Source organism: Ectothiorhodospira shaposhnikovii (genome assembly GCF_047222355.1).
In the GTDB taxonomy this organism is placed as follows: Bacteria; Pseudomonadota; Gammaproteobacteria; order Ectothiorhodospirales; family Ectothiorhodospiraceae; genus Ectothiorhodospira.
This window is the reverse complement of sequence record NZ_CP178333.1, coordinates 1,782,255-1,808,799: the sequence shown is the minus strand read 5'-3', so window position 1 is coordinate 1,808,799 and position 26,545 is coordinate 1,782,255. Positions and strand designations below refer to the sequence as shown.

Genomic DNA, 26,545 nt, shown 5'->3' with positions numbered 1-26,545 from the left:
TTCGAGTCGATGTATTTGCTCTTAATTAATTATGGAAAACGACAAGGCTTGCCTGCCATGTCCGCCAGCGACCTTGCGGTCACTGCTGGCTATCAGGCGCTGGTCGAACGTCAATGGGCGTCAGGAGATTACCGTTTTGAGGGCGTATTTCACTCCTATCATGCCCGGGTAGAGCACCAATGCGGGCATGACTCGAAGAGTGTTTTACTCTGTCTAGGCGCGCACTCATCGCCCTCTGAAAAACACTTATCAGGCCCATGGGTTGAAATCGCGCTCGATCAAAAAACCCAGCAGATCCATATATCACGCGATCCTGCCGGCCTGATGGCCGCATTCTTTGCAAGAACGCCGAATGGCTACATCATCAGCGATAGCGTGCCAGCGATGCTCGCTCACGAAGCCGTCTCCCGAGTCGTCGATATCGAAGCACTCAATGAGTACTGGTATCTCGATTTCTGTATCGCCCCAAAAACAATCTGGAAAGACATTCGATCGGTACCAAATGGGCATCGCGTCGCATTGCCCATGACAACTGAAGGTGAGCCGGTCTATGAGCAATTCTGGATGCCTGGGCTTGCAGCAAGAGAGGCGCTACCGCTATCCGGGAAAGAAGCACCCGCTGCGATTCGGGAAGTGGTCTTGCAAGACACTCAGCAGATCACAGAGCGCGCGACCCATGGGTTTGTCAACTTATTGAGTGGAGGCGTTGATTCCTCCGTCGTTTTGGCAGCCTGTCACGTTCTGGGTCGGCAACCCGATCATGCGATAACCTTCAAGGGCATAGGGGACGCAGACGAGTCGGGACTGGCGGCATTGACGGCGCGGCATTTAGGAATCCCGCTCGTTGTCGCTCAGGCGGACTCGGTTGACCTGGTCGAAGACGCCTATGAGCTCGTCCGAACTTGGGCGCAGCCTTATGCTCATGGCTCGGTTCATGCGATGCAACAGATTCTACAGCATGTGCCGGAGGGGCGAGCGGTGCTCACAGGTGATGGCGGCGGCGAGGCTTTTCTTGGAAACCCCGCCCCGATCTCGCCTTGGCGGTGGATTGCCGATCCGGCATTCCGTTCAGTGAATGCGCTTCCTCCAGGGCTGCGCCGCGATATGTATCGTCGGTTGGCTACGCGGTCGTTTACAGCGCGCGCATTGTCCTACGCCCTGGAGTTGAAGGCGGCACGAAATGAAAAGGAAAGGCAGCTTCGCGGTGGGCCAATCACGCAGTGGGAGATGGAGGCAGCAATCTCGAAGGACATGCAGCGGTATTTCTCGAAAACCCGCATCGGAGAGCGGCTGAATGAACTCGCTCTTAAATCTGATCTGCCCGGTGAATCTTTGTATGCGCGTAGCCTTCTATTCTGGTGGTCGTCGGAAGGAGTCTATGCCAAGACCTGGCGCCTACTGGATGCGAAGGGCGTGGCGGGGTTCGGTCCGCTGACTAGTCCCCGTTTCTTCGACACGGTGAAACGTATCCCGATGGAGGAACGCGGACAGCGCAAACAGGCGCTTCGGGACGCCTTCGCAGATGTCCTGCCCACCGAAGTGCTGAACGCACCAAAGCGTGGACTACGCCCGTTGAACCGTGAACTTCTTATGGAACAGGCTGATTCCGGCATCTCATGGATCGCCGATGGAGGTAGCGATGCCTGGGATCACTTGTTTGACCGAGACACCGTTGCAGCCTTCTGGCGCGCACACCGCGATGGCAGGGTGTATCGGAGCAATCTGTTGTATAAGGCCATCATTTTTCGGGCGTGGTGTGATGTTTGGAAGCCGGTTATTGAGGAGCCCAAGGTTTGACTAAAGTTGCCGTCGCCATGCTCGGTGCCCGTAGGCACTACGCAGTTCCGCGCCTGCTGCACGAGGCAGGTTTGCTCGATCGGTTTTTTACCGATAGTTACATTGGCAACAAGCCGTGGTTGGAGGCGGGCCTACGGTCGATTCCTGCCAGGATAAGACCTGGCGCCGTCACTCGTTGGTTGGGGAGAAAGAGCGACTCGCTACCCCTAAATAAGGTCACAAGCTTTGAAAAGCTGGGCATGTGGTATGCATGGTCTTTGAGTCGGTCACGTTCGACGGCGGAGAAGCAGAAGCTATTCCTAGAGGTGGGCCAGAATTTTAACAGGAAAATACTCGATTATGGTCTTGGTGAGTCTGAGCTAGTCTGGGGGTTCAATAGCGCGTCACTTGGGTTGGTCGAGGTAGCTAGAAGTATGGGGTTGCGCTCAGTTCTGGATCAAACGAGTAATCCAAGGTCAATTGAGCGGGAATTAGCATCCGAGGAGCACGCGAGTTGGCCCGGTTGGGGAGTGTCGGAACAGGAAGTGCCAATGGATATGCAGCGTGAGCAATTAGAGGCGAGAGAATGGGAGTTGGTCGATCGCATTGTGGTTGGGTCGCAGTTCGTCGCTGATGGTCTGGTCGGTAAGGGGGTGGATCGCTCAAAAATCATTGTTGTACCTTACGGTGTTGATTTGAATAGATTTTCCTGGGTTAAGCGACGAGAGCGGGAAAATCAGAATGATCCCCTCCGAGTGCTGTTTGTTGGTCGTGTTTCGGTCATGAAAGGTATCCCCAGCCTGTTGCACGCACTTTCCGTCCTGGGGCCCCAAAAGGTCCAGGCGCGTCTTGTCGGGGGGAGCGCCATTAAAGCGCATCGCATTGAAGAATTCAGGGGCGTTGCCAACTTCGTTGGTCATGTGCCTCGTTCATCAATATTAGATCATTATCGGTGGGCAGATGTACTGTGTTTCCCTTCGATCACTGAAGGCTCTGCTGCGGTGACCTACGAGGCATTGGCAACTGGGTTACCCGTGATCACTACCCCCAACGCGGGTTCGATCGTGCGTGACGGTTTGGACGGATTCATTGTGCCGATTCGTTCGCCCGAGAAGTTGGCTGAGGCTTTGCAGCGCTACGCGGATGATCCCGCACTATTGGCCGCCCATCAGGAGCAGTTACGGAGTGGTCGCGAGAGGGCCGGCCTTGAATGTTATAAGAGAGATATTGTGAAGGTAGTTGAGGATCTTGGGTGTTGATGAGTAGCCGTTTCAGAAAAACGGTGGATGGGATAGGAAACTCGGTCCTGTTTCACTACCAGAACCGCCAAGCCGGTGATGTGGGCAGTTCTACGACTGTTTATATGCAGGCCAGCAAAAACCTACGCGAGGCAGTGGGACCCAACGATACGGCGGTTTACCATCGCGGATGGCATTGCCTGCCGATCAATTGTGTGGGGCAGTCATGACGAGCATCCTGCTTTGGGTTCTGGCCTTGCAGGCCATGGCCATCGTGGGCTGGGGGATGCGGAAGCGGGAGCGCATGATCCAGTTCCCGTTCCTGGCCGCCGCTGTTTTTCTCGGCTGGATGTTACCGCAGTTGATGGGGTTAACGGCGCACCCAGGCCTCCCTCATGGGGGGCTTGATAAAACTATTTTCATGGCCATCCTTTGCCTGGGTGCGGCTTGGCTGGGTTATGAGATGAATCGACGGCCGGCGCGGCTCTTTGCCTGGGACTTTGATCACAAACGCCTACTGGCTGGCGCGGCGGCAATGACTTTGCTGGGCGCTTTTTTCTACTATCAGGTGAGCCAGCTCGCGGTGGAGGTGATTGAGCAGCATGGAGGGGCATGGACTGGGATCATCACCATCTATGTGTTTTTTTCGAATTTATTGACGTTCGGTATGGCCTTGGCGCTCATTCTGTATGTTCGAAAGCCCAATTGGCATGCACTGGCATTAGTGTTATTCGGTCTCGTTTTCTATCTGGAGCGGATTGTCGTCAGAGGGCGCCGCGCCGCGATGGTTGAGTTGGGCGTGATGGTGCTTTTGGCGCTGTGGTTCAACCGACGCATCTTGCCACCAAGGTGGGTGATGGTTAGTGGAGTTGTTATTGGGGCATTGGTCATCAACAGTATTGGTGATTACCGCAGTACGATGATGGGGGATAACCGATTTAGCTGGAGTGGTGCCGGTATCAGCGAGATCATGGAGATTGACTTCTGGGGTAATCTCCAGCAGATCAGCAGTGGTGAAGCTCTCAATTCGGAATTAACCAATGCCGTAATGAATATTGCGGCCGCTGACCGCACGCTGAGTTTTGATTATGGACTTTCACACTGGAATGGCTTCGTTAATCGCTATGTGCCAGGTCAGTGGATAGGGCATGACTTGAAGCGGGCCATGATGTTCGATTTTACAGATCAGGCAGGTGAGTTTTTTGGCCATCGTCCACACAGTGGTAGCACGCATACCGGCCTATCAGACGCCTTTCTCTCTTTCTGGTATTTTGGCGCGGTTAAATTCCTGCTCATCGGGCTGATCCTTAGTCGATGGTACCGAGCGGCCATGCAGAGCCAGTTGGTGGGGCAGTTGGTGGTGATACTTTCGATGACAGGCGCGCTCCACGCCATTACGCATTCCACTCATGCCTTCTTTATGGTGTTTATACAAATGGCTGCGTTTCTGCTTCCGGTGTTGTGGTATGCACGCAGGCGACCTTTGCAGCAGTATCGTTGGCAACGACATTGTGTGTAGGGCTGGAATAGCGCCAATCACGGAATCAAGTAATGGATATTCTTAATATCATACAATGTACAAATCTTGGAGGTATGGAGCAGTCGAACTTATTGCTTTTGAGAGGGCTAAAAATAAGGGGTCACTCCATTCGGCTGGTCTCCTTGAATCCCTTGGGTGGGCTCTCTCCTCGACTCGAAGAGGAAGGTATCCCAAGCCTGGGTTTGGAATATAGAGGTCGGTTTGGATGGCAGTCGATGCCTGCAATGAGGCGAGCGTTTTCCACTCCCCCTCCTGACGCGGTACTGATGACGGGGCACAATATCACAGCGATGCTCGTTTTGGCACGTTTGATGCCGATACGGCGGGTTCTGGCGATTCATTATCACCATTTTGAAAGGCCAGGAGACTACCGGCGCTGGAAATTATTCTATGGCTTTGCGACCAAGATCTTTAGCCATATCACCTTCGCGTCAGCTCTCATTCGTGATGAAGCGCTTAGCATCTCCCCAAATCTCGAGAAAGTCTCATACGTGGTGCCGAATCCGTTTGAGGTTGGGAGGGTGCCCCGTGCTGATGAAAAGGCTCGGGCGCGCGCTAGTCTTGGAATTTTTCCAGGCACAAAAGTAGTGGGAAACGCCGGTTGGCTGATTCCAAGAAAACGTTTCGATGTTTTTCTCTATGTGGCTTCGGAGATATTGATTCATCAGCCTGACACTGTTTTCCTGATTGCGGGGGACGGGCCAGAAAAAGATGGCTTATTGGGTTTAGCCCGGGATCTGGGTATCGATCAGCGGGTCATTTTTACGGGTTGGCAGGCGGATCTGAATAATTTTTATAGTTCCTTGGATGTTATGCTTTTCAATACGGATTTTGATGCGCTTGGAAGGACGCCCGCCGAAGCGGCGGCTTGTGGTGTACCGGTCGTGGCATCGGTTATTCATGGTGGGTTACCCGAGTTGTTTCGCTCTCATGACGAGGCGATTATTTTTCGGGAACACGATATTCATGGTTTGGCGCAGTCGGTAGTCAACTTACTTTCTAATCCCGATTATCACGACGCATTAGCAAAGCGTGGGAGAGCTAGAGTGGCGGAGTACGGTGATTTGGAGAGACATGCTGCCACGATGGAAATGCTCTTGGAGTCATAAAGGCTGTAAGGGCACGAGTTGGGTTTTTCTGGATATCTTGTAGCTGTTCAGGCTGTCGCAGCCAGCCGGAGGACTTCAAAGGGGTTCTGTCCGCGTAGCTTGCTGGTTTCCCATACCGAGCGAATGATGCAGAAAGCCCGAGTGCCCCCCATGGCCCGGAAGCCGCCGATGACTTTCAGCTTCACCTTGATGGGGCGCACCATCCGCTCGGCGAGGTTGTTGGTGAAGGGGATTCGCCAATCAGTCAGGAAGCGCCAGATGGACTCGCGAAAGTCACGCAGCCTCACGAGCAGGTTGGTGGCGGGATGCTGCTTGATACGGCGCTGGCTGCCATCATCAGGCACTTTGACCGGCTTGGCCGCCAATCCCTCGGCCACCTGCTCGTCGTAGGCCTTGAGAAAGGCCTCGACCTGGTCGCTTGGCAAGCGGGTCAGGCCTTTTGCCTTGGCCTGTGTCACGGCGTCGTTGGCCTGGATCAGCGACTCTCGGAGCCGTCGCGGCCAAAGATGGCCGGTGAGTTCATCGCTGTAGTTCAATTCTCGAAGATGATGGGCATTGCACAGAACATGCGCGCAGTCCTTGTAGCGCCAGTAGGGAGCCCAGTGATCATGCACCGCCACCCCTTTGAAATGGGGAAGGATACCGGCCTCATTCATGGCCTCATGCCCCCGCTTGGTGTGGGCCGTGTAGTACACCGCATCGGTCGTAGCCGCGACGTGGAGCCAGTGCAGCCGACCCTGCACCCGCAACCCACTCTCATCGAAATGGGCCACGGCGGCCCGACGAATCTGCTCACCGGCCGCCTGATAGGTCGCCTCCAGTCCATCGGCCATCCCCAGAATCCAGTTCTGCAACGTCCCTGCAGACGGCGCCACGCCATACTGGTCTCCCAGAATCTGACGGGTACGCTGCAAGGCGACAAAATGCCCCTGGTTCAGGCCAATCGCATAGGCCTTCAGGCGCGGACCATAGCTCACGTTGGGCGTTACCCCCGCCGGAAACTCACCCAGATGACGGCGGCCACAGCCGCACACCACCTGCATCCGGCGGAATTCGGTACAAATGGACCGGGGTTCGGGAATTTCAATCTGCTGGCGACGTTCCTTCATCGTGGCCGGCAAGACTCCCAGTTCGCAACCACACGCGCAGCGACCCCGGGGCAGCAGCTCCTCCACCGCATCGGGGTTATCCACCATCTGCCGGGTAGCGCCTTTGTGGCCTTTTTGGCCGCCACTGGCTCTTTGGCCCTTTTGCCGCGGCTGCGCCGGACCTTTGCGCAGGCCATCCGAGGATGGCGGCTTGCTGGAGTTGCGGCTGTTCCTCTCGACCTTCGCCTCCAGGGCCGCCAACCGGGCACTCAGCATCTCCAAGGCATCGAACAACTGCATGATCAGCGCATCCTTCTGCGCATGGGTCATGCCGTCGAGTTCCGCTTGTGTAGGACGCTGGAGCTTCATACAGGACAAGATAGCCTATCGTGGGAAAAATGGGCAGACTGCGGGCAGGGAGCCTGAACAGTTACGATATCTTTTAGGAAGGGGCAGTTCATGAAGGTCGCCTGGATACTGATCAATGCGTCACACTATCATCTGGCGCGATGGCGGGTATTTGTACAGCATTCTTCCATGCAACCGATCATGGTTGAGATCGCGAATCAGGACGCCAGTTTTGATGCCCTATCGGCTACCGAGTCGTGTGGAGTTGAGAGAGTAACACTTTTCCCGGGAAAAACATGGCAGCAGGCGTCGGGATTGAAACGTTGTCACGCCATCAAAAAAAAACTGGATCGTCTTTCCCCTGACGTGATTTGCATCAATGGTTGGTCCATGGGAGGTAGCATTGCGAGCCTTCAATGGGCACTTGAAAACAACTGTCGTGTGGTACTTTTCAGCGATAGTAATCGATTCGATCTGAGACGTAGAAAAATCTTGGAATGGTTCAAGGGCAGGCTCGTGAGTCTGGCAGATTCAGCTTTCACCGCAGGTACGACGGGCCGCGAATACCTTGTAGAACTGGGTATGTCACCAGAGGTGGTGTTTGTTGGTTACGATGTGGTCGATAACGCGCATTTCAGCCCCGCATCAAATCAACTATCGGGATCGAGTCATCCTGTGTTGGCACCGGAGAGCCCCTATTTTGTAGCAGCTGCACGCTTCGAGCCAAAGAAGAACCACGTTCGTTTGCTTCAGGCGTTCGCCAAATACCGCTCAATGGCAGGAGATCAAGCCTGGCCGTTGGTGCTCTTGGGTGATGGCAAGCTGCGCGCGGAGATTGAGGCGGAGCGAGACAAATTAGGGCTGGGTGAATCGCTGGTATTGCCGGGGTTCGCCGGTTATGGCGAGCTACCCGCATGGTATCAAAACGCCGCCTGTTTCATTCATCCCAGCACCACTGAGCAATGGGGATTGGTGGTCAATGAGGCCATGGCTTCAGGATTGCCGGTACTGGTCTCAGAGAGGTGTGGTTGTGCGCCGGATCTCGTGGAGAACGGAGTGAACGGGTTTACTTTCGACCCCTATGACGTAGAGTCTTTGGCCAGCCTGATGGCAAGAATGGCCGGGCCTGATTGGGACCGGGCGGGCATGGGGCGGGCCAGTCTCGAAATCATCGATCGCTGGTCACCGGAAACCTTTGCATCGGGTCTTGAGGCGGCGGTTCAGGCAGCGCTCAAGGGTGGTGGAAGAAAGGCGAACTGGTTGGATCGTGCCATGTTACGGGCACTGGCGCATCGATGAGAATCGGTCTATTGACGGCTTCTGCCTCGCGGCAGGCCGGGGGTCTGTTCTGGGCCATGAGTTCGCTTGCCCATCGGCTGTGCCAGGCAGGTTGCCACATGGAGGTGTTCGCGGGGCGTGACCTTCACTCCGAGGAGGACCGAACGCACTGGGGGCAGATACCGCTCCATCTGCTGGAAAGGTCTGGTCCCGCCGCCTTTGGGTATATGCCGGGTCTCTCGAAACACCTGTTAAACGGGCAACTGGATCTCGTTCACACCCATGGCCTCTGGATGTACCCGTCCGTGGCCGCGCGGGGCTGGGGTAGGTCTGCCCGTAAACCCTGGGTTGTTTCGCCCCATGGCATGCTGGACCCATGGGCGGTCCGGAATTCCAGGTGGAAGAAGCAGTTGGCCGGTGCGCTGTATGAAAACCGGCATCTCCGGGATGCCGCCTGCCTGCACGCACTCTGCGATGCAGAAGCGGTGGCATTTCGCAATTACGGACTCAAGAATCCGATTGCAGTGATCCCCAACGGGGTGGATCTTCCCGAACTGCCCAGTGAGCCAGCTTGCCCTGAGTGGGCAGCGGATTTGCCGGATGGCGCAAGGGTGCTGCTTTTCCTGGGGCGTCTGCATCCCAAAAAGGGTTTGCCCAACCTCCTGAAAGCTTGGGCGCTGCAGAACCGGCTTGGCGCTGCACCATGGATATTGGTGATTGCCGGATGGGACCAGAACGATCACCGCGCCGAGCTGGAGGGGTTGGTGGCATCGCTGGGTATTATCAATACGGTGCGGTTCGTCGGGCCACAGTTCGGCGAGCAGAAGGATGCCAGCCTGAGGCGGGCCGATGCGTTTGTGCTTTCTTCATTCAGCGAGGGGTTGCCCATGGCCGTGCTGGAAGCCTGGGCCTACCGTCTTCCTGTGATCATGACACCGCAGTGCAACCTCCCCGAGGGCTTCGTTGCCGGTGCGGCTGTGCCGGTGGATCCGGATAGTGAGTCCATCCGTGGCGGGTTAACGATGTTGTTCGGGCTGAGCGATGAGGCGCGGAAGCAGATGGGCGAGCGGGGTCGGCAATTGGTCGAGGAGCGGTTTACATGGTCGGTCGTGGCTTCGGAAATGTGCGATATGTATCGGTGGGTTCTGGGTCGAGGGGATCAGCCGTCATGTGTAGTTCTGGATTGAGCTCTACCAGAAACCTGAAGGGAAGATCATGAAAGGCGATCAATTGCTACACCGCCATTACCCCGAGGCACGCTTCGGTGGTTTCAGTGATGTCGATGGCACAGTGGCCTTCTACAGTCGTGTTCAGGCGTTGATGACACCAGAAAGTGTGGTGCTGGATGTCGGTTGTGGTCGCGGATCTGGGCTACAAGATGACGCGGTACCTTGGCGCCGAGAGCTTAGGAGCCTTCGCGGGCGGTGTGCGCGTGTCATCGGGTTCGATGTCGATCCCGATGCGGCATCCAATCCAGGGCTTGATGAGTTCCACCTTCTAGATTCTGGCGAGTGGCCACTTGCCGATTCCAGCGTCGACCTCATTGTGTCGGACTTCGTCTTGGAACATATCGACCAGCCAACCGAATATTTTTCGGAGGTGTTTCGGGTGTTGAAGCCTGGCGGCGTTTTCTGCGCGCGTACCAGCAACCGGATTGGCTATGTTGGCCTGTTCGCGAGCCTCATTCCGAACCGGCGTCATGTACAGGTGCTGAGGCGCGTTCAGGAAGATCGGGAAGCCTTCGATGTCTTTCCGACGCGCTACCGGGTGAACACCGTGTGGGCGCTGCGGCGAGCGCTGCGCAAGGCGGGGCTCGAAGGCATCGCCTACGGTTACGAAGCCGAGCCGTCCTATCTGGGCTTCTCATCCCTGGCATATGCGTTTGGCAGGGTGGTGCATTCGCTTACGCCGTCCCCATTGCGAACGTGCTTGTTCGTGTTTGCCCGAAAGCCGATGGCGTCCGCAGAATGAGCGATCTGACCCTGCTCCATTGGTTTGCTCCGCGTGGGATTATTCCCAGTGCGTGAGGTGCTTGATATTGATGCCTGCCGATCGGCGCGGCCCTATTCGCGGCGCGAGTATGTGGGGCGGATCCTTTGGGCCTTGGCCATGCCGCTGTTCCATTTCAGTCCGCGCCCGCTCTTCGGCTGGCGGCGCATGCTGCTGAGGCTGTTCGGAGCGCAGATTGGGGCGGGTGCTCATGTCTACCCCAGTGCACGTATCTACCTCCCCTGGAACCTGACTTTGGGCGAAGAGGCCAGCATTGGCGAATGGGCGCTCGTGTACAACCTTGGCCCGGTGACAATCGGTGATCGCGCTACCATCTCGCATCGTGCTCATCTCTGCGCCGGAACCCACGATCACCGCGATCCGACGCTACCACTGTTGCGCCTGCCAATCGAAATTGGACCGCAGGCGTGGGTATGCGCGGATGCCTTCGTCGGGCCTGGTCGGAAAGTGGGCGAGGGCGCCATCGTAGGTGCTGCGGCGGTGGTTGTGAAGGATGTGGGGCCTTGGCAAGTCGTGGGCGGAAATCCAGCCAGGGTCATCAAGGCGAGAGTCATGCAGGGCGCCAATGCGGGGGGCAAAGCAATGGGCAGAGAGAGCGCGGTCGATGAATGATACAGAGATTAGCGGTTACCGCTATACGGACTCGGGCCTAAACACGTCCCACGATATCCTGCTTCCGGCCGTGCGGCGGTTGCTGGGTTCGCTTGACATGCCGCCCACCGAACGCCGCCTCTTTGAACTGGGTTGCGGTAACGGCAGTGTGGCGAATGCGCTGACTCAATTGGGCTGGGATGTCACCGGGGTCGATCCGTCCACTGAGGGCATTGCGCAGGCGCAGGCGGCCTATCCGGAGCTGAAGCTTGCGACGGGTTCGGCGTATGACGACCTCGTGGGCCAGTACGGCCAGTTCCCGGTGGTGCTGAGCCTGGAGGTGGTTGAGCATGTCTACGCGCCACGTGATTATGCGCGCACCGTGTTCGATCTGCTGGCGGGGGGGGCACGGCCATTCTATCCACTCCCTATCATGGGTACTGGAAGAACCTCGCGCTGGCACTCAGCGGAAAGATGGACGCGCATTTCACTGCGCTCTGGGATCATGGGCACATTAAATTCTGGTCGATTCCAACGCTTCGACATCTTCTCATGGAAGCCGGTTTTGAGGATATTCAATTTGAGCGGGTAGGGCGTGTTCCGGCACTGGCCAAATCAATGATTGCAATAGCGAAGAAGCCCTGAACCATCTATGAAACTCGTCGCCATCATACTTACCCTCAATGAATCCCGTCATCTCCCACGCTGTCTGGATAGTCTGCGTGGTGTAGTAGATGAGGTGATGGTAGCCGACTGCTTTTCCACGGATGAAACATTGGCCATGGCGGAGGCACAGGGTGCGCGGGTGATACAAAAGTCCTGGGTGAACTATGCCAATCAGTTCAATTGGGCATTGACGCAATTGGAGCCCGATACGGACTGGGTGTTGCGTATCGACGCGGATGAATACCTCACCCCTGAGCTTGCGGCAGAAATTCGTGAGCATCTGCCTTCACTGGGTGACGATATCGATGGTGTGGTATGCGGTCGGCGCATGACCTTTCAGGGTCGTATGATTCAATATGGCGGGGTGTTTCCCATCCGGGTGTTGCGGTTGTTTCGCTACGGACGGGGGGAGTGCGAAAACCGTTGGATGGATGAGCATATCAAGGTGGCAGGGCCGACGGTCGATTTCAAGGGTGAGTTGATTGACGACAATCTCAATTCGCTGACTTGGTGGACGGACAAGCATAATCGTTATGCCTGCCGGGAGGCGGTGGATCTGCTGAACCTGGAGTATGGTTTTATGCCCCATGATTCAGTGGCATCGTTGGGCAGTCGGTCCCAGGCGGGCATGAAGCGGTGGTTGAAGGAGTCGGTGTATGCCCGATTGCCGGGTGGGGCGAGGGCGTTGGCTTATTTTGTGTATCGCTATGTGTTGAGGCTGGGTTTTCTGGATGGCCGGGCCGGGGCGAGTTTTCATGTGCTGCAGGGGTTCTGGTATCGGTATCTGGTGGATGCGAAGGTGGCTGAGGTGAAGCGGTATATGGGTGATCATGGTGTGGATGTTCGTACCGCGATTGTCGAAGTGCTGGGTGTGAAGGTGTGATGCATCGAACCGGGGCGCCATTCATGTTCTTTGGAGCATGAATGGCGCCCCTTTTTATTCAGGAGCGTGTTGTGGCAAAAAGGGCATTGATCACCGGCGTGACCGGTCAGGATGGTTCCTATCTGGCGGAGTTTCTGCTGGAGAAGGGCTATGAGGTTCACGGTATCAAGCGGCGTGCGTCCTTGTTCAATACCCAGCGGGTGGACCATATCTATCAGGATCCCCATGTGGAGCGGCAGAACTTCGTGCTGCACTATGGGGATATGACCGATTCATCGAATCTCACCCGCATTCTCCAGGAGGTGCAGCCGGATGAGGTGTATAACCTGGCGGCCCAGAGCCATGTGGCGGTGAGCTTTGAGTCTCCGGAGTACACGGCGGATGTGGATGCCCTGGGCACGTTGCGGCTGCTGGAGGCCATCCGGTTTCTGGGGCTGGAGAAGAAAACCCGGTTTTATCAGGCTTCCACCTCGGAGCTGTACGGCCTGGTGCAGGAGGTGCCACAGAAGGAGACCACGCCGTTCTATCCGCGCAGCCCCTATGCGGTGGCCAAGTTGTATGCCTACTGGATTGTGGTGAACTATCGCGAGGCCTACGGCATGTATGCCTGCAACGGCATCCTGTTCAACCATGAGTCCCCCCGTCGCGGCGAGACCTTTGTCACGCGCAAGATCACCCGCGGGCTGGCCAATATTGCCCAGGGGCTGGAGCCGTGCCTGTATATGGGCAATCTGGATGCCCTGCGGGACTGGGGCCATGCCCGGGACTACGTGCGCATGCAGTGGATGATGCTGCAGCAGGAGGCCCCGGAGGATTTCGTGATTGCCACCGGGGTGCAGTATTCGGTGCGGGATTTCATTCGCTGGTCGGCGCAGGAGCTGGGCATTGGTCTGCGCTTTGAGGGCCGTGGGGTGGATGAGCACGCGGTGGTGGATTCGGTGCAGGGGGAGGATGCGCCGGCGGTCCGGGTGGGGGATGTACTGGTGCGGGTGGATCCCCGGTATTTTCGTCCCACCGAGGTGGAGACCTTGCTGGGTGATCCTTCCCGGGCGCGGGAGAAGCTGGGCTGGGTGCCGGAGATCACGGTGCAGGAGATGTGCGCCGAGATGGTGGCCGAGGATCTGAAGGCGGCCCGGCGTCATGCCTTCCTGAAAGCCAATGGGCACGATGTGCCGGTGGCGGTGGAGAACTGATGCGATGGCGCGTGATGCAACCATTTTCGTGGCCGGTCATCGGGGGATGGTGGGGTCGGCCCTTGTGCGCCGGCTCCAGGCCCTGGGGCATGGGAATATTCTCACTGCTTCCCGGGACGAGCTGGATCTGCTGGATCAGGCGGCGGTGCAGGCCTTTTTTGCCCGTCATGCGGTGGATGAGGTGTATGTGGCGGCGGCCAGGGTGGGGGGCATTCATGCCAACAACACCTATCCGGCGGAGTTCATCTATCAGAATCTGATGATCGAGGCGAACCTGATCCAGGCCGCCCACCGGCATGGGGTGCAGAAGCTGCTGTTTCTGGGATCGTCGTGCATTTATCCCCGCCTGGCGGAGCAGCCGATGCGGGAAGAGGCGCTGCTCACCGGGGCGCTGGAGCCCACCAATGAGCCTTATGCGGTGGCGAAGATCGCCGGGATCAAGCTGTGCGAGAGTTACAACCGCCAGTATGGCCGCGATTACCGAAGTGTGATGCCCACCAATCTGTATGGCCCCGGCGATAACTTTCATCCGGAGAACAGTCATGTGATCCCGGCGCTGCTGCGGCGTTTTCACCAGGCGGTGCAGAGTGGGGATGATGAGGTGGTGATCTGGGGCAGCGGTACGCCCCGGCGGGAGTTCCTGCATGTGGATGACATGGCGGCGGCCTGTGTGCATGTGATGGGTCTGCCGGGGGAAACCTATGCGGCCCACACTCAGCCGATGTTGTCGCATATCAATGTGGGCACCGGGGTGGATTGCAGCATTCGCGAGCTGGCCGAGACGGTGGCCCGGGTGACGGGGTTTGCGGGGCGGCTGGTGTTCGACAGCAGCAAGCCGGATGGCGCGCCGCGCAAGTTGCTGGATGTGTCGCGGCTGGCGGCGCTGGGGTGGACGGCGCGGATCGGGCTGGAGGAGGGGTTGCGGCATGCCTATGGCTGGTATGTGGAGCACCTGGCCCAGGTGCGTGACTGAGCGAGGGTGTGGGTGGTGATGGCAGGGGAGGGGGCATGACGGGACGTCGGGTGATTTTTGTGAATCGGTTTTTTTGGCCGGACCATTCCGCGACCAGTCAGATGCTTTCTGATCTGGCGCAGGATCTGGCGGCCAGGGGGATGGCGGTGGAGGTGATCACCAGTCGTCTGCGCTATGACGATCCCGACGCGGCGCTGGCGCCTTTTGAGCAGGTGGCCGGGGTGTCGGTGTTTCGGGTGTGGTCGAGCCGGTTTGGTCGGCGCAGTTTGCCGGGTCGGGCGGTGGATTATGTGAGTTTTTATGTGACGGCGGCGTGGCGGCTATGGCGCCGGGCGGGGCGGGATGCGGTGGTGGTGGCGAAGACGGATCCGCCGATGGTGTCGGTGATGGCGGCGCCGGTGGCCCGTTTGCGTGGGGCGCGGTTGGTGAACTGGCTGCAGGATCTGTTCCCGGAGGTGGCGTCGGCCTTGGGGGTGCGGGTGGCGCGGGGGCCGGTGTTGCGGCTGCTCACGGCCTGGCGCAATGCCGGTTTGCGGGCGGCGGACACCAATGTGGTGCTGGGTGAGCACATGGCGGCCCGGGTGCGGGCGGCGGGGGTGGAGGCGTCCCGGGTGGCGGTGATTCCCAACTGGGCGGATGGTGAGGCCATTGTGCCGCTGGCCCGGGGGGAGAATCCGTTGCGTGAGGCGTGGGGGTTGGCGGACCGGTTTGTGGTGGGCTATTCGGGCAATCTGGGCCGTGCCCATGAGTTTGATACGTTTCTGGATGCGGCCGAGCGGCTGGGTGGGCGTGAGTCGGTGGTGTTTCTGTTCATCGGCGGTGGCGCGCAGCGCGAGGCGGTGGAGGAGGCGGCCCGAGCGCGGGGGTTGGAAAATGTGCGATTTGAGCCGTATCAGCCGCGGGAGCGTTTGAGTGAGAGCCTGGGGGTGGCGGATGTGCATCTGGTGTCGCTGAACCCGGCATTGGAGGGGTTGATCGTGCCGAGCAAGTTTTATGGCATTGCAGCGGCGGGTCGGCCCACGTTGTTTGTGGGGGATGTGGAGGGGGAGATCCCGCGTGTGCTGCGTGAGGCCGGGTGCGGTGAGGCGGTGGCCACCGGGGATGGTGCTGGGTTGGCGGCGTGGATCGCGCGGTTGGCGGATGATGCTGATTTGTGCGCCGCCTGGGGGCGCAATGCGCGGGCTGTGTTGGAGTCGCGGTTTGACCGGCGGTTGGCGGTGGAGGCGTGGGTGGGGGTGTTGTGAGTGGAGGTAAGACAATGTTGTACTTGGACAAACTCCTGGCCCAGCTGGCTTATCCGCTGGGCCTTTTGTTTTTGTTGGCCCTGCTGGCGCTGCTGCTGTGGCTGATCCGCTGGCGACGCACCGGGGCAGGGGTGTTGTGTCTGGGGTTGGCCTGGGTGTGGTTGTGGTCCATGCCGGTGGCATCAGACGCGCTGCGGGCGTCGCTGGAGTCGCGGTTCGAGTATGTGCCGGCACACGCGTTGCCGGAGGCGGACGCGGTGGTGGTGCTGGGCGGGGGCATCAACGTGGGTCCGCCCCAGTGGCCTTATCCCAACCTGGGCCCGGCGGCGGACCGGGTGTGGCATGGTGCCCGGTTGTATCATGCGGATCGGGCGCCGTGGGTGATCGTGTCCGGTGGTTCGGTGCCATGGCGGGAGCGTGAGCGGGTGGAGGCCCACGCCATGCGGGAGTTTCTGGTGGACCTGGGCGTGCCGGCGTCGGCGGTGTTGCTGGAAACCGACAGTGCCACCACGCGCGGGAATGCGGTGTACACGGCGCAGTTGCTGGAGGACAGGGGCCTGGAGCGGGTGTTGCTGGTCACATCGGCCTTGCACATGGAGCGCGCCCTGGCCACGTTCCGCGCCGCCGGCGTGGAGGCTTGGCCGGCACCCACGGATTTCGAGGTGGAGCCCGTGCCCGCAGATCCCCTGCGCTGGCTCCCGGACGCCCAGGCCCTGGCGGACAGCACCCGGGCATTGAAGGAGTATTTGGGCTTGTGGGTGTATCGGTGGCGCGGCTGGGCGGAGTGGAAAGGGTAGAGACCCCTTTTTTGGTCCCCTTGTCTGAAGGTTGGTGGTGGATAATCAGGTGATGCTTTTGGTGTGGGTGATCTGTACGAGTGTGCTGCTGGCTACCTGGTATCTGGCCCGGCCGATGCCGTGGTTCTGGCGTTTGGGTTTTCTGACGGCGATGGCGTTGCTGTTGGCGGGAATGACCCTGCCGCCGGAGGTGATCCGTGAGTGGGCAGGGGTGGTGTCCAGTTGGTGGCCCTGGTCCCAGGAGCCGGATCTGGTCACCCAGCAGACCAGTGCATGGGCCCACCTGATCCTGTTCGCGCTGGTGTCGGCCTGGCTGTGCTGGTGGCGGGCGGATCTGGGGGTGGGGGTGTTGTTGGGTCTGTTGGTGACGCTGTCGTTCGGGACTGAGGGTTTGCAGTTGCTGGTGGACGGGCGTTATGCGTCGTTGACGGATGTGGGCATCAATCTGCTGGGGGTGGGGATCGGGTTCGTGCTGTTGTGGTTCACGCCGCGCAGGTCGTAAAAATGGGGACAGACCCCTTTTCTGGTTCCAGCAGCCAGGGATAACCAACCCCCGGATCGTGACGAGGTGGGATATGGCACACTACCGGCCAAACCCAACATCCCAACCCCCATGAATGATCTCCTCGACCCCACCAACGATTATGTGTTCAAGCGGCTGTTCGCCGAGGCCCCGGACCTGCTAGTGGATCTGATCAATGATCTGCGCCCGGATCTTCCGAACATTGCCAGCGTGCAGGTGCTCAATCCCAGCATCGAGCCCAGTGAACTCACCGGCAAGTACATCATCCTGGATGTGCTGGCTCGCGATGGTCAGGGGCACTGCTACAATGTGGAGATACAGGTTCGCCGCTATGGTGCGTGGCACAAGCGGGGGCTGTTCTACCTGGCCCGCACCCTGGGCACCCAGTTGAACGCGGGGGAGGACTATCAGGAGTTGCGTGCCTCGGTGGGGATTCATCTGCTGGACTTTGACCTGTTCACGGCCGGCGAGGCTGAGCGCCAGCAGGCGGTATGGCGGTTCGAGATGCGGGATGAGCGCCAGCCAGAGGTGTCGCTGGGGAACATCCTGCAGATGAACCTGATCGAACTGAACAAGGCGGATCGTCTTGGCGTACCGGAAGGTCCGTTGCATGACTGGATCACCTTTTTCAAGCATTGGCGGGAGGAATTGATCATGGCCAAGGTTGCCCACGAGCCGGTCAAGCGGGCCATGAGCCGCATCCGGGAACTGAGTGCCGACGAGGAAGCGCAGCGGCTGGCATTTGTGCGGGAGCGTGCGCTGCGTGATGAGGTGTCGCTGCTGAATGAAGCCCGGCGGGAGGGTGAGCAGAAGGGTCGGCAGGACGGCCGACATGAAAATGCCCGTGAAACGGCCATCAACCTGCTCAAGCTGGGCGTGCTCACCGACGAGCAGATCGCCCAATCGACGGGCCTGTCCCTGGCAGAAGTAAAGGCGCTGCACTGAGCAAAAGGGGACAGACCCCTTTTTGTGCAGCAGCCAGGGATAACCAACCCCCGGATCGTGACGAGGTGGGATATGGCACACTACCGGCCAAACCCAACATCCCAACCCCCATGAATGATCTCCTCGACCCCACCAACGATTATGTGTTCAAGCGGCTGTTCGCCGAGGCCCCGGACCTGCTAGTGGATCTGATCAATGATCTGCGCCCGGATCTTCCGAACATTGCCAGCGTGCAGGTGCTCAATCCCAGCATCGAGCCCAGTGAACTCACCGGCAAGTACATCATCCTGGATGTGCTGGCTCGCGATGGTCAGGGGCACTGCTACAATGTGGAGATACAGGTTCGCCGCTATGGTGCGTGGCACAAGCGGGGGCTGTTCTACCTGGCCCGCACCCTGGGCACCCAGTTGAACGCGGGGGAGGACTATCAGGAGTTGCGTGCCTCGGTGGGGATTCATCTGCTGGACTTTGACCTGTTCACGGCCGGCGAGGCTGAGCGCCAGCAGGCGGTATGGCGGTTCGAGATGCGGGATGAGCGCCAGCCAGAGGTGTCGCTGGGGAACATCCTGCAGATGAACCTGATCGAACTGAACAAGGCGGATCGTCTTGGCGTACCGGAAGGTCCGTTGCATGACTGGATCACCTTTTTCAAGCATTGGCGGGAGGAATTGATCATGGCCAAGGTTGCCCACGAGCCGGTCAAGCGGGCCATGAGCCGCATCCGGGAACTGAGTGCCGACGAGGAAGCGCAGCGGCTGGCATTTGTGCGGGAGCGTGCGCTGCGTGATGAGGTGTCGCTGCTGAATGAAGCCCGGCGGGAGGGTGAGCAGAAGGGTCGGCAGGACGGCCGACATGAAAATGCCCGTGAAACGGCCATCAACCTGCTCAAGCTGGGCGTGCTCACCGACGAGCAGATCGCCCAATCGACGGGCCTGTCCCTGGCAGAAGTAAAGGCGCTGCACTGAGCAAAAGGGGACAGACCCCTTTTTGTGCAGCAGCCAGGGATAACCAACCCCCGGATCGTGACGAGGTGGGATATGGCACACTACCGGCCAAACCCAACATCCCAACCCCCATGAATGATCTCCTCGACCCCACCAACGATTATGTGTTCAAGCGGCTGTTCGCCGAGGCCCCGGACCTGCTAGTGGATCTGATCAATGATCTGCGCCCGGATCTTCCGAACATTGCCAGCGTTCAGGTGCTCAATCCCAGCATCGACCCCAGTGAGCTCACCGGCAAGTACATCATCCTGGATGTGCTGGCTCGCGATGGTCAGGGCCACTGCTACAATGTGGAGATACAGGTTCGCCGCTATGGTGCGTGGCACAAGCGGGGGCTGTTCTACCTGGCCCGCACCCTGGGCACCCAGTTGAACGCGGGGGAGGACTATCAGGAGTTGCGTGCCTCGGTGGGGATTCATCTGCTGGACTTCGACCTGTTCACGGCCGGCGAGGCTGAGCGCCAGCAGGCGGTATGGCGGTTCGAGATGCGGGATGAGCGCCAGCCGGAGGTGTCGCTGGGGAACATCCTGCAGATGAACCTGATCGAACTGAACAAGGCGGATCGTCTTGGCGTACCGGAAGGTCCGTTGCATGACTGGATCACCTTTTTCAAGCATTGGCGGGAGGAATTGATCATGGCCAAGGTTGCCCACGAGCCGGTCAAGCGGGCCATGAGCCGCATCCGGGAACTGAGTGCCGACGAGGAAGCGCAGCGGCTGGCATTTGTGCGGGAGCGTGCGCTGCGTGATGAGGTGTCGCTGCTGAATGAAGCTCGGCGGGAGGGTCGGCAGGAGGGTGAAGAGATTGGCCTGCAGAAGGGGCAGCGCTTGACGGCCATCAACCTGCTCAAGCTGGGCGTGCTCACCGACGAGCAGATCGCCCAATCGACGGGCCTGTCCCTGGCAGAAGTGAAGGCGCTGCACTGAGCAAAAGGGGTCTGTCCCCTTTTTGTGGGCCAGGTCCGTGGAGCAGGTTACTGCAGGGAGGAATCGTCCTGGAAGATGTCTTCGAGGTGTTCAGCGGTGAGGATGTTGTCGATCCACTGGAGTAATTGAGCCTCATCAGCCTGCTGGACGCGCTGTTGGCAGTGCATCCTGGCCTGGGGGCCAAATTTGCGCTCGATCTGACGCAGCAGGATCTGAGCCTCGCCCTGTTGAAGGCCTTGCTGAATGCCTTTCTGGAGCCCCTTGGCTTCGCCGCGATCCATCCATTCCTGAGCCAGCGACATGGTGAGTGCCTCCACGAGATGGGGTTTGGCCATGGCCACCCCTTGCTTGAATTCATTGTGTGGACCCGGACGATGTAAATCAATATCTGCCGGGGATCACCGGCCATCTTGTCGGTGAGGATCTTGGGAAGGCTCTCGCGCAGCAGGGCACCGGCCCGTTCGGGATCTTCGAGCAGGGCCTTGAACAGGGTGTCGTGGGGGTTGGGGAGGGTGTTGCCCATGGCCTGGGTGTCGGGGTGGGTAGGTCTATAGGGTAGCCGATCATAGAAAGATGGAGGCAGCGCATCGCCGGTAGGCCGGTTTCCAAGGGGACTGGCCACTGCGCTGCAATATGGCACACTACTGGCTCCCTTCTCCTCATCCAGGATCGGTAATGGCCAACCACCACGATAGCGGTTACAAGGAGCTGTTCAGCTATCCTGAGCTTGTTCAGCAGCTCATTGAGGGTTTTGCACCGCCGGAGGTGTCGGCGATGATGGATTTTTCCACCCTCAAGGACCACAGCGGGAACTACATCACGCCGCTGTTCAACGAAAAATTCGAGGACAAGGTCTGGTCGGTGGAGGTGACCTGGGATGGCATCAGGCAGCAGGTGTTCGTGTATTTGTTGTTGGAGTTTCAGTCCACGGTGGACCACCGCCTGCCGATCCGGATGCTGCATTATGTGGCCTGTTTCTACGATCATCTGATCAAGACCAAGGTGACCACGGCAAGAAAGGGTATGCCGCCGATCTTTCCGGTGGTGCTCTACAACGGCTCAAAACGGTGGACTGCCCGGGAAGACATCTACCAGATGGTCAGGCCGGAACCGCCGGGATTCCTGCGGGTCTATCAGCCGCACCTGCGCTATTATCTGGTGGATGAATCCCGGTTTAGCGACGAGGAGTTGGCTCAGCGCGATACGCCCTTAAGCGGTGTCTTTGGCGTGGAGAATGCGTCGAAGGATCTGCAGGCTCTGCAGATGGCGGTGGACCGTCTGGTGGCGAGCATCCAGGCCCATCCCGAGAAGGCGCGTCTGGACAAGGTGATCACCCGTTGGCTGAAGCGTCACCTCAAGCGCCTGGAGGCAGATATAGAGCTGGACCGGATCAACAGTTTGGTGGAGGACAAGGCGATGCTTGCTGAGAATCTTGAGACTTGGGCTGAGAAGGAAAGGCAGAAGGGGAGGCTGGAGGGCCGGCAGGAGGGTCGGCAGGAGAATGCTCGTGAAACGGCCATCAACCTGCTCAAGCTGGGCGTGCTCACCGACGAGCAGGTTGCCCAATCGACGGGCCTGTCCCTGGCCGAAGTGAAGGCGCTGCAGTCGGATCAATCCCACTGATCATCGGGCGTGGGCTGGACCCCGCCCGCGACCAAAAAGGGGACGGACCCCTTTTCTCCAAGCCTGCTCCCCTCTCCCCGCCGGGGAGAAGGGCTTAAGCAGCAGCACAGGTTACTGCAGGGAGGAATCGTTCTGGAAGATGTCTTCGAGGCTTTCAGCGGTGAGGATGTTGTCGATCCACTGGAGTAATTGAGTCTCATCAGCCTGCTGGACACGCTGTTGGCAGTGCATCCTGGCCTGGGGGCCAAATTTGCGCTCAATGAGCCTCAGTAAGGTCTGAGCCTCGCCTTGCTGAACGCCCTTGAGGGCCACCCCTTGCTTGAATTCATTGTGTGGACCCGGACGATGTAAATCAATATCTGCCGGGGATCACCGGCCATCTTGTCGGTGAGGGCCTTGGGAAGGCTCTCGCGCAGCAGGGCACCGGCCCGTTCGGGATCTTCGAGCAGGGCCATGAACAGGGTGTCGTGGGGTCCGGGGAGGGTGTTGCCCATGCTCTGGGTATCGGGGTGGGTGGGCCCATAGGGTAGCCGATCAGAGAGGGATGGAGGCAGTGCGTGAAGTCGGCGGTCAGGCCGGGACAGCCCACGTTGACTCCCTTCTTCCCCCCCCCAGCGGGAGAGGGGCTCTGGCTCTCTTGGGCGATGATAAACTGCCACCGGCATAAAACTTATTCCCGGAGGGCCAGGCATGGCCAACCATCAGCGCCTCACACTCCCCATCGGCATCCAGTCCTTTGAAAAACTGCGCAAGGGCCACTACTACTACGTCGACAAGACCCCCCTGATCGAGTCCATGGCGAAGATCGGCGGCTACTACTTCCTCTCCCGCCCCCGCCGCTTCGGTAAAAGCCTGCTGCTGGACACCCTGCGCTGCCTGTTTGAAGGTCACCAGGCGCTGTTCGACGGACTCTACATCCACGACCGCTGGGACTGGCAGCAGACCCACCCGGCGATTCGCCTGAGTTTTGGCGATGGCGTGCTGACCAGCCGCGAGGCTCTGGACATCCACATCCATGAACTGCTCAATGCCCAGGCCGAGGCGTTGGGCGTTTCCCTGCGCAACACCTCCATTGCCGGCCGCTTTCGCGAGCTTATCCACCAGACCCACCAGCACCATGGTCGACGGGCAGTGGTGCTGATCGATGAATACGACAAGCCCATCCTGGACAACATCCTGGAACCGGAGCGTGCCCGGGAGCTGCGCGAGGGCCTCAAGAACCTCTACAGCGTGCTCAAGGACGCCGATCCCCATCTGCATCTGGTGCTGATCACCGGGGTCTCCAAGTTCAGCAAGGTCAGCCTGTTCTCGGGGCTGAACAACCTCAACGACATCACTCTGGACGCGCCCTACAGCACGATTTGCGGCTATACCGATGAGGACATCGACACGGTATTCTCCCCGGAACTGCCCGGCCTGGACCGCGAGGCCATCCGCCAGTGGTACAACGGCTACCGCTGGGGCGGCCCCGAGGTCGCATCGGTCTACAACCCCTTCGATGTGCTGCTACTGCTCCAGAAACGCGAGTTCGGCCCCTACTGGTTCGAGAGCGCCACGCCGACCTTCCTGGTCAATCTGCTCAAGCAGCGCGGGGTCTTCACGCCATCGCTGGACCAGTGGGAAACGGAGTACGAGCTGCTCAGCCAGTTTGACGTTGACGACATCAGTACCGACGCGCTGCTCTTTCAGGCCGGCTACCTGACGATCAAGCAGATCAAGGAGCCCATGCTGGGTTACCGCCAGTACACCCTGGGCTTTCCCAACCACGAGGTGGAAACCAGCCTGAACCATGCGCTACTCCCATCATTGGGCGTCGAGAACGGCCCACGTGAACGCCGCACCCTGTTCAAGCACTTGCAGCAGCACGACCTGGCGGGCCTGGAGACTCACCTCAAGGCCCTTTATGCCGGCCTGCCTCACGATTGGTACCGCAACAACCCGATTGCCCGGTACGAAGGCCACTACGCCAGCGTCTTCTACAGCCACTTCGCCGCGCTTGGGGTCCAGGTCACGGTGGAAGACGCCAGCCACCACGGCAAGGTGGACATGACCGTCGACTTCGGCGGCCACATCTACCTGTTCGAATTCAAGGTAGTGGAGCAACTCCCCGAGGGCAAGGCCCTGGAGCAGATCAAGGCCAAGGGCTATGCCGACAAGTACCGCGCCTCCGGCAAACCCATTCACCTGATCGGCGTGGAGTTTTCCCGGGAAAAGCGACAGATCGTGGCGTTTGAGGTGGGCCGGGGATGAGGGAACGGCACGATGCAGCAACCCCATCACCCGGAAGCACTGTGGGAGTGGGCACTCGTGGCGCAGTTTCAATATCTGCGCTGGTAGCTGATTGCTCCCAGGGTGTCGGAGGGGGCGTCGGTGCGGTGGCCGGGTTCGCGGATGTGGACGAGGTGGGCCTGGAGGGTGCTGTGGGCGCTAAGAGGATGGCGTAGGCCCAGTTCCAGGTTGCGCTGACGGCCGTCGGGGGTGAGATCCGCAGTGAGGTCGTCAAACAGGATCCGACCGTCCATGGTGCGCCCACCGGGGATGCGCAGGTGGGCTCGGGCCTGATGTACCCGTAGCGGTTCGTGGTACATCAGCACCCATTGGGTATCTTCCCGACGCAGTGTCAGACCCACCGCCGCCTGGCGCAGGGTCATGCCTTCCAGACGGTGTATCAGGCCATGTGGGTGGCTGCGGTCCCCCCGGCCCTGCTCGAATTCGGCGAACAGACTCAGTTGTGGGGTGAAATCGGCTTCGATGCGGCTGTAGAGGAAGTGGGTGACGTGGGTGCCACGGGTGTGCAGGGCGCCGCTGCCGGTGCTGCCCATGAGACGATCCTGTTCGGTGACCCGGGCGCTGCCCAGATGCCAGGTGAGGCGGTTGTGCAGTTGCAGGGCCAGACGGGTGTCCAGACGCTGCAGGGCGCCGTGAGGGTTGAGCTGGGTTGCGTCGCCGGACCAGCCGTAGTCGGCACTCAGGGTGATGCGCTCGCTCAGGCGGTAATGGCCGCTCAGGCCGGTGAGGGTCTCGTCTTCAACAAGCCAGTAGGTACCGCCGCTGTAGGCCAGCAGGGGCATGTGTTCGGCCGGGTGGCCGGGGGTCGGGTTGCCGGCGGTGAACTGGTAGCCGGTGATTCCGCCGTGAGGTCCGTTCCAGGTCAGTTGCATGTTGACCGGCAGACCGTCGGCATCGTAGTCGGCTCGGGCATGCAGGCTACCGTCGTGGGTGTGGTGTCGGACCAGGGTACGCTCTGCAGAGCCAATGCTCTGCTGGAGGCGTCGGTGCAGTGTGCGATAGGGGTCGACGGGTGTGCGCAGACCGGGAGAGAGATCCATCAGGTAGTCGCGACCCAGGGCGTCGAACCCGGCCACTTGCGACAGTGCCCGGGGCGGCAGGCGGGCGTCGCCGAAGGCGGCCGGCAGTTGCAGGTGGGTCTGGCCAGGAGTTGAGCGGCCTTCGGCGGCGTCCACCCGGGTGCCCATGGCAAGCTGTAGCTCTCCCTTGGGGGCCAGGGCGGTGTCCAGGTCCAGGCGACCCTGTCCATAGTGATAGAAACCGCAGTCCACGGTGCCGCTGGTGCCGCAGCGGGGGTCACCGTAGAGGGGGCTGAAGTGCCGGTCGGCCGTGTCCAGCAGGTGCTGGGTGAGGGTGGCGGCATCCAGATGCGGCCAGTGGGCGCGCAGGGTGGCGGCGGCCGCGGACACGGCCGGGGCGGCGGCCGAGGTGCCGGTGAACTGGGTATAGGCCTGGTCGGTGCTGCTGTGGGCGGTACGGATGCGTTCGCCGGGGGCCAGCAGGTAGCGTGCCTGGGTTGCGGCATGGTCTCCGGGGTGATTGCTGAAGTCGGCGCGATCGTTGCGGGCGGCATTGAGGGCGCCGACGATGAGGTACTGGTGGTAGATCGCGGAGCCGGCCTGCAGGGGTTGGACCGAAGTACTGCTGTTGCCGGCGCTTTCCACCAGGATCACGTCGTTGTCCGCGGCCTGGCGGATGGCATTTTCCCGGTTGGGCACATGGGTGAGGTTGGCGTTGTAACTGAGGTTGAAGACGCCTGCCTGCCGGGTGGCGGCATGTTCCAGGCCGTGGAGGATGATGTTGCGGGTGGTGTTGCCGTCCTCGGTGTTCGAGATCCGGATGTCCATGAGTCGGGCCATCGGGGCGTTGCCGGTGCGATGCCCGGCGATGATGCCGGCGACAGCGGTGCCGTGGGGGTTGATGGGAAGTACCCGGGACTGATCCTGGTCGGCGGTGGTGGTGTCCGAGCCGTTGTGTCCTGTGTGGTTCTGTACGGCATCGTAGCGATGGAGGATCCGATCGGTGAGTTCCTGGTGAGTGTGACGCAGGCCGGTGTCGGCGACGGCGACGAGGACTTCTCCTTCGTTGAGTCGGGTGGCGGGTGGGGCGCTGTCGTTCTGCTGTACCGGTGTGGGGCTGCCGCTGCCCTGGTTCGGGTCGGGGCGGACGTTTTTGCCGCCGCCACCACCGCAGGCCGTTAGCAGTGGCGGTATCAGCAAGGCGATGAGTGTGATGCGGACGGCATCCCGATGGATGGGGCGAGGGCGGACGAGGGTCATGACCGTGCCTTGAGCGGTGTCGCGGGTTGCGAGTGGCTTGGGACGGACGTGCCTGTCCGGCCTGACGGCGTGACCGGGTATCGGTTTTTTGCGCGTCAGGCAGGAGTCAAGTTAAATCAAATCCGAAATGGTGTGTTTTCCATTCGGGAGGGGAATTGTTCCGCTGATCGGAATGGTCGGGTTTTAGGCTGAAAGAACCAAGTCAGCGACAGACGCGCCCTT

24 protein-coding genes are annotated in these 26,545 nt (G+C 59.8%); 20 read left to right on the top strand and 4 right to left on the bottom strand.

From position 1 onward, the window contains the following. Positions 1-57: 57 nt before the first annotated feature. From ACLF6L_RS08265 to ACLF6L_RS08250, 4 genes are all read left to right on the top strand, one after another. Positions 58-1,797: an asparagine synthase-related protein gene (locus ACLF6L_RS08265; RefSeq protein ID WP_412851403.1), complete on the top strand. Its 1,740-nt coding sequence runs from the start codon at positions 58-60 to the stop codon at positions 1,795-1,797. Positions 1,798-2,327: 530 nt separating this feature from the next. Then, complete coding sequence (locus tag ACLF6L_RS08260) at positions 2,328-3,035, top strand: glycosyltransferase family 4 protein (RefSeq protein WP_412851402.1); 708 nt, start codon at positions 2,328-2,330, stop codon at positions 3,033-3,035. A gap of 205 nt (positions 3,036-3,240) precedes the next feature. Next, the gene (locus ACLF6L_RS08255; RefSeq protein ID WP_412851401.1) at positions 3,241-4,533 is read left to right on the top strand and encodes a hypothetical protein; all 1,293 of its coding nucleotides are present in this window, start codon (positions 3,241-3,243) and stop codon (positions 4,531-4,533) included. A 32-nt stretch (positions 4,534-4,565) separates the two neighbouring features. Continuing rightward, positions 4,566-5,663, top strand: a complete 1,098-nt coding sequence (locus tag ACLF6L_RS08250) for a glycosyltransferase (RefSeq protein ID WP_412851400.1) — start codon at positions 4,566-4,568, stop codon at positions 5,661-5,663. Positions 5,664-5,710: 47 nt separating this feature from the next. On the opposite strand, the gene tnpC is transcribed toward ACLF6L_RS08250, so the two are convergent. Then, positions 5,711-7,081, bottom strand: a complete 1,371-nt coding sequence (tnpC, locus tag ACLF6L_RS08245; RefSeq protein WP_412851399.1) for an IS66 family transposase — start codon at positions 7,079-7,081, stop codon at positions 5,711-5,713. Between the two features lie 129 nt (positions 7,082-7,210). Between tnpC and ACLF6L_RS08240 the strand changes: the two genes are divergently transcribed. From ACLF6L_RS08240 to ACLF6L_RS08175, 14 genes are all read left to right on the top strand, one after another. After that, positions 7,211-8,398, top strand: a complete 1,188-nt coding sequence (locus tag ACLF6L_RS08240; protein WP_412851398.1) for a glycosyltransferase family 4 protein — start codon at positions 7,211-7,213, stop codon at positions 8,396-8,398. Further along, positions 8,395-9,564 (top strand): glycosyltransferase, encoded by a 1,170-nt coding sequence (locus tag ACLF6L_RS08235; RefSeq protein WP_412851397.1) that lies wholly within the window; start codon positions 8,395-8,397, stop codon positions 9,562-9,564. Before ACLF6L_RS08240 ends, ACLF6L_RS08235 begins: the two co-directional genes overlap by 4 nt. 28 nt (positions 9,565-9,592) lie before the next feature. Further along, positions 9,593-10,348 carry a class I SAM-dependent methyltransferase gene (locus ACLF6L_RS08230; RefSeq protein ID WP_412851396.1) on the top strand — a complete coding sequence of 252 codons (756 nt, stop codon included), beginning with the start codon at positions 9,593-9,595 and terminating at the stop codon, positions 10,346-10,348. A gap of 48 nt (positions 10,349-10,396) precedes the next feature. Continuing rightward, positions 10,397-10,999 carry a putative colanic acid biosynthesis acetyltransferase gene (locus ACLF6L_RS08225; protein WP_412851395.1) on the top strand — a complete coding sequence of 201 codons (603 nt, stop codon included), beginning with the start codon at positions 10,397-10,399 and terminating at the stop codon, positions 10,997-10,999. Beyond that, positions 10,992-11,570, top strand: coding sequence for a class I SAM-dependent methyltransferase (locus tag ACLF6L_RS08220; RefSeq protein WP_412851394.1), 579 nt, complete (start codon positions 10,992-10,994; stop codon positions 11,568-11,570). Before ACLF6L_RS08225 ends, ACLF6L_RS08220 begins: the two co-directional genes overlap by 8 nt. A gap of 60 nt (positions 11,571-11,630) precedes the next feature. Continuing rightward, positions 11,631-12,527: a glycosyltransferase family 2 protein gene (locus ACLF6L_RS08215; protein WP_412851393.1), complete on the top strand. Its 897-nt coding sequence runs from the start codon at positions 11,631-11,633 to the stop codon at positions 12,525-12,527. A 41-nt stretch (positions 12,528-12,568) separates the two neighbouring features. After that, entirely contained in the window at positions 12,569-13,720 is a 1,152-nt protein-coding gene (gene gmd, locus ACLF6L_RS08210) for a GDP-mannose 4,6-dehydratase (protein WP_412851392.1), read from the top strand. A 4-nt stretch (positions 13,721-13,724) separates the two neighbouring features. Next, entirely contained in the window at positions 13,725-14,693 is a 969-nt protein-coding gene (gene fcl / locus ACLF6L_RS08205) for a GDP-L-fucose synthase (protein WP_412851391.1), read from the top strand. 101 nt (positions 14,694-14,794) lie between these two features. Beyond that, a complete protein-coding gene (locus tag ACLF6L_RS08200) occupies positions 14,795-15,937 on the top strand; it encodes a glycosyltransferase family 4 protein (RefSeq protein WP_412851390.1) in 1,143 nt (380 codons plus the stop codon). Between the two features lie 14 nt (positions 15,938-15,951). Then, positions 15,952-16,734 (top strand): YdcF family protein, encoded by a 783-nt coding sequence (locus ACLF6L_RS08195; protein ID WP_412851389.1) that lies wholly within the window; start codon positions 15,952-15,954, stop codon positions 16,732-16,734. Positions 16,735-16,786: 52 nt separating this feature from the next. After that, a complete protein-coding gene (locus tag ACLF6L_RS08190) occupies positions 16,787-17,236 on the top strand; it encodes a VanZ family protein (RefSeq protein WP_412851388.1) in 450 nt (149 codons plus the stop codon). A gap of 111 nt (positions 17,237-17,347) precedes the next feature. Next, positions 17,348-18,202, top strand: coding sequence for an Rpn family recombination-promoting nuclease/putative transposase (locus tag ACLF6L_RS08185; protein ID WP_412851387.1), 855 nt, complete (start codon positions 17,348-17,350; stop codon positions 18,200-18,202). 110 nt (positions 18,203-18,312) lie between these two features. After that, a complete protein-coding gene (locus ACLF6L_RS08180; protein WP_412851387.1) occupies positions 18,313-19,167 on the top strand; it encodes an Rpn family recombination-promoting nuclease/putative transposase in 855 nt (284 codons plus the stop codon). A 110-nt stretch (positions 19,168-19,277) separates the two neighbouring features. Further along, positions 19,278-20,132 (top strand): Rpn family recombination-promoting nuclease/putative transposase, encoded by an 855-nt coding sequence (locus ACLF6L_RS08175; RefSeq protein ID WP_412851386.1) that lies wholly within the window; start codon positions 19,278-19,280, stop codon positions 20,130-20,132. Positions 20,133-20,179: 47 nt separating this feature from the next. Here the strand turns inward: ACLF6L_RS08175 and ACLF6L_RS08170 are convergent, their stop codons facing one another. Next, the gene (locus ACLF6L_RS08170) at positions 20,180-20,467 is read right to left on the bottom strand and encodes a DUF4351 domain-containing protein (protein ID WP_412851385.1); all 288 of its coding nucleotides are present in this window, start codon (positions 20,465-20,467) and stop codon (positions 20,180-20,182) included. A gap of 340 nt (positions 20,468-20,807) precedes the next feature. Here ACLF6L_RS08170 and ACLF6L_RS08165 point away from each other — a divergent pair, with 340 nt between their 5' ends. Further along, positions 20,808-21,755 carry an Rpn family recombination-promoting nuclease/putative transposase gene (locus tag ACLF6L_RS08165; protein WP_412851384.1) on the top strand — a complete coding sequence of 316 codons (948 nt, stop codon included), beginning with the start codon at positions 20,808-20,810 and terminating at the stop codon, positions 21,753-21,755. A 266-nt stretch (positions 21,756-22,021) separates the two neighbouring features. Here ACLF6L_RS08165 and ACLF6L_RS08160 read toward each other — a convergent pair whose 3' ends face one another. Next, positions 22,022-22,249 carry a hypothetical protein gene (locus ACLF6L_RS08160; protein ID WP_412851383.1) on the bottom strand — a complete coding sequence of 76 codons (228 nt, stop codon included), beginning with the start codon at positions 22,247-22,249 and terminating at the stop codon, positions 22,022-22,024. 196 nt (positions 22,250-22,445) lie between these two features. Between ACLF6L_RS08160 and ACLF6L_RS08155 the strand changes: the two genes are divergently transcribed. Next, positions 22,446-24,005 (top strand): ATP-binding protein, encoded by a 1,560-nt coding sequence (locus tag ACLF6L_RS08155; RefSeq protein WP_412851382.1) that lies wholly within the window; start codon positions 22,446-22,448, stop codon positions 24,003-24,005. Between the two features lie 68 nt (positions 24,006-24,073). On the opposite strand, the gene ACLF6L_RS08150 is transcribed toward ACLF6L_RS08155, so the two are convergent. Beyond that, the gene (locus ACLF6L_RS08150) at positions 24,074-26,323 is read right to left on the bottom strand and encodes a S8 family serine peptidase (protein WP_412851381.1); all 2,250 of its coding nucleotides are present in this window, start codon (positions 26,321-26,323) and stop codon (positions 24,074-24,076) included. Positions 26,324-26,545 lie beyond the last annotated feature (222 nt).